Consider the following 245-nt stretch of genomic DNA (forward strand, 5'->3'; position numbering starts at 1 on the left):
TCGAGTAAATCGGCGATGGCAAGATTAAGATCAGACAAGCTAAAGAACTGCTGGCGACGTAGTCTTGCCAAGATCCAGCGCTCCACTACCTGCACGCCTACTTCAACTTTGCCTTTGTCTTGCGGTTCATAGCGATCGGGGTTGGCAACCAGGCTTCTCGGATTATCGGGAACGATGACCTGCGTTACCCCACCAAAATACTCAAAGGCCTTGCGGTGACCCAGCAACCAATCTTCAGTCTTTTG

General features: G+C 51.0%; 1 pseudogene. It reads right to left on the reverse strand.

From position 1 onward, the window contains the following. Positions 1-245, reverse strand: a pseudogene (locus VC188_RS12025) (IS21 family transposase); the annotation flags it as partial.

The sequence above is a fragment of the Polynucleobacter sp. MG-28-Ekke-A2 genome (genome assembly GCF_035012985.1).
Classification (GTDB): Bacteria; Pseudomonadota; Gammaproteobacteria; order Burkholderiales; family Burkholderiaceae; genus Polynucleobacter.